Origin of the sequence: Pedobacter albus, from assembly GCF_036324255.1 — a bacterium.
Taxonomy (GTDB): domain Bacteria; phylum Bacteroidota; class Bacteroidia; order Sphingobacteriales; family Sphingobacteriaceae; genus Pedobacter; species Pedobacter albus.
Genome location: NZ_JAZDQT010000005.1, coordinates 1 through 3,508 on the forward strand (window position 1 = coordinate 1; position 3,508 = coordinate 3,508).

A 3,508-nucleotide genomic window follows, 5' to 3' on the forward strand; every position below is an offset into this window, starting at 1 on the left:
TAAACGACAAAAGGCCATCTGCAATGCAGACGGCCTCTGTTTTAAAATTTGGCGCCGACCTACTCTCCCACGTGTTACCGCAGTACCATCGGCTCAGGCGGGCTTAACTTCTCTGTTCGGAATGGGAAGAGGTGGACACCGCCGATATAGGCACCTGAATATCTTTGATAAGGTGGAGGGATGGAGGGAAACGGTGATGGAAGAAAGCCTTCCGCCCTTTCGCCTTCGGCCTTCCGGCCTTAATGACATATTATTGAAAGAAGTTAGTTCAGAAGAGCACCCAGCGTCTCTGCTCTTGAAAGCCTCGGACTATTAGTACTACTCGACTGTGGTGTCGCCACCTTTACATCTGTAGCCTATCAACGTAGTAGTCTCCTACGGTCCTGTATGGAACCCTCATCTCGTGGCTAGTTTCGCACTTAGATGCTTTCAGCGCTTATCTATTCCCAGCGTAGCTACTCTGCAATGCCCCTGGCGGAACAACAGATTCACTAGAGGCTGGTCCAACCCGGTCCTCTCGTACTAAGGTCAGCCCCACTCAAGATTCCTACGCCCACAACAGATAGGGACCGAACTGTCTCGCGACGTTCTGAACCCAGCTCGCGTGCCACTTTAATCGGCGAACAGCCGAACCCTTGGGACCTTCTCCAGCCCCAGGATGTGACGAGCCGACATCGAGGTGCCAAACCTCCCCGTCGATATGAGCTCTTGGGGGAGATCAGCCTGTTATCCCCAGCGTACCTTTTATCCTTTGAGCGATGGCCCTTCCATGCAGAACCACCGGATCACTATATCCGTCTTTCGACCCTGATCGGCCTGTTTGCCTCACAGTCAAGCAAGCTTATGCTATTGCACTCCCCGTACGGTTACCAAGCGTACTGAGCTTACCTTTGAAAGCCTCCGTTACCTTTTTGGAGGCGACCACCCCAGTCAAACTACCCGTCAAACAATGTCCCCCGCTGTGCGGGGTTAGACACCGAATACAGAAAGGGTGGTATTTCAACGTTGGCTCCACGAACGCTGGCGCGCCCGCTTCAAAGCCTCCCACCTATCCTACACATCCTGTACCCAATGTCAATGTTAAACTGTAGTGAAGGTGCATGGGGTCTTTCCGTCCCGTTGCGGGTACCCGGCGTCTTCACCGGGACCACAATTTCACCGAGCTCATGGCTGAGACAGCGCCCAGATCGTTACACCATTCGTGCAGGTCGGAACTTACCCGACAAGGAATTTCGCTACCTTAGGACCGTTATAGTTACGGCCGCCGTTTACTGGGGCTTCGATTCAATGCTTCGCCTTGCGACTGACATCCCCTCTTAACCTTCCAGCACCGGGCAGGTGTCAGGCCTTATACCTCATCTTTCGATTTTGCAAAGCCATGTGTTTTTGTTAAACAGTCGCCTGGGCCTTTTCACTGCGGCTGGCATTGCTGCCAGCGCCCCTTCTCCCGAAGTTACAGGGCCATTTTGCCGAGTTCCTTAGCCATGATTCACTCGAGCACCTTAGAATCCTCTTCCCGGATACCTGTGTCGGTTTGCGGTACGGGTCTTTATAGACTGGAGCTTAGCGGTTTTTCTTGGAAGTCTGATTACCTGCGCTATCGCATCCCCCGAAGGTTCTGCGTACTATCAGCGTTCAGCAGGAGTTCCGGATTTGCCTGGAATTCCTATACCTACAGCCTTCAACGGACTATTCCGTCAGTCCGCGGCAGTGTCACTACTCCGTCCCCACATCGCATCTACAAAGAGTACGGTAATATTAAACCGTTGTCCATCGGCTTCCCCCTTCGGGTACGCCTTAGGCCCCGACTAACCCTGATCCGATTAGCGTTGATCAGGAAACCTTATCCTTTCGGTGGGCGGGTTTCTCTCCCGCCTTATCGTTACTTATGCCTACATTTGCTTTTCCAGAAGCTCCACCACCGCTGACGCGTATGGCTTCGCAGCCGCTGGAATGCTCCCCTACCGATATATTTCAATCCCATAGCTTCGGTGTGCAGTTTGATGCCCGTTTATTATCCATGCACGATCGCTCGACTAGTGAGCTGTTACGCACTCTTTAAATGAATGGCTGCTTCCAAGCCAACATCCTAGCTGTCTGTGCAATCGCACCTCGTTAGTTCAACTTAACTGCAACTTGGGGACCTTAGCTGATGGTCTGGGTTCTTTCCCTCTCGGCGCGTGACCTTAGCACCCCGCGCCTCACTGCCGTGTATATTAGATAGCATTCGGAGTTTGTCTGGATTTGGTAGGATTTGACTCCCCCGCACCCAATCAGTAGCTCTACCTCTATCTAACTCTGCCACGACGCTGTTCCTAAAAACATTTCGGGGAGTACGAGCTATTTCCCAGTTTGATTAGCCTTTCACCCCTACCCACAGATCATCCGGAAGCTTTTCAACGCTTATCGGTTCGGTCCTCCAGTACGTGTTACCGCACCTTCAACCTGTCCATGGGTAGATCACAAGGTTTCGCGTCTACCTCCACTGACTGTGCGCCCTGTTCAGACTCGCTTTCGCTTCGGATCCGTGCCATAAGCACTTAACCTTGCCAGTGAAGAGTAACTCGTAGGCTCATTATGCAAAAGGCACGCCGTCACAGAACTCGTCTGCTCCGACCGCTTGTAGGTATACGGTTTCAGGTTCTATTTCACTCCCCTGTTCGGGGTTCTTTTCACCTTTCCCTCACGGTACTGGTTCACTATCGGTCTCTCAGGAGTATTTAGCCTTACCGGATGGTGCCGGCTGGTTCCCACAAGGCGTCTCCGACCTCGCGGTACTCAGGATACTGCTAGGCCAACATCGCTTTCCTGTACAGGGCTATCACCTTGTATCGCCGGGCTTCCCATCCCGTTCCAGTTCACTTTATTGTACCACGTTGCAGTCCTACAACCCCACGCCCGCCGTAACGGGAATGGTTTGGGCTCTTTCCCTTTCGCTCGCCACTACTCAGGAAATCATTGTTATTTTCTTCTCCTCCGCCTACTTAGATGTTTCAGTTCGGCGGGTTTGCTCTTATCGTGCCATGCCTTCAGCATGGCGGGTTCCCCCATTCGGAAATCCCCGGATCAAGTCATATTTGCTGATCCCCAGGGCTTATCGCAGCTTATCACGTCCTTCATCGCCTCTGAGAGCCAAGGCATCCCCCGTATACCCTTTCTTACTTTCTTCCGCTATGCCGCCTTTTGCGCCGGCATGCGTGCTTTTGCGTGTTTCGGGCCGAAGCCGTCCGCACTGCTGTGTGCTCTTCTTGTTTTAACTTCTTCCAATATGTCAAAGAACTTTGTATCCCGGGGGCAGACGCCCCTATTCTAATCGGCCACATAGGGCCCGGTACCGGTGGAGAATAACGGAGTCGAACCGTTGACCTCCTGCGTGCAAGGCAGGCGCTCTAGCCAGCTGAGCTAATCCCCCAAAAAAACAACCCAGGCTCTGTAGTCCCGTCCAGATTTGAACTGGAGACCCCTACATTATCAGTGTAGTGCTCTAACCAGGCTGAGCTACGGGACT

Annotated in this window: 2 tRNA genes and 2 rRNA genes; all 4 read right to left on the minus strand. The window is 52.8% G+C overall.

The annotated features are described in order from the left end of the window. Positions 1–46 precede the first annotated feature (46 nt). The 4 genes from rrf to VRU48_RS19600 all read right to left on the minus strand — a co-directional run bounded on the left by rrf (position 47) and on the right by VRU48_RS19600 (position 3,508). Positions 47–158: ribosomal RNA gene (gene rrf / locus VRU48_RS19585) — 5S ribosomal RNA — on the minus strand. 135 nt (positions 159–293) lie between these two features. Then, a 23S ribosomal RNA gene (locus VRU48_RS19590) occupies positions 294–3,168 on the minus strand. Between the two features lie 170 nt (positions 3,169–3,338). After that, a tRNA-Ala gene (locus VRU48_RS19595) sits at positions 3,339–3,412 on the minus strand. 21 nt (positions 3,413–3,433) lie between these two features. After that, a tRNA-Ile gene (locus tag VRU48_RS19600) sits at positions 3,434–3,508 on the minus strand.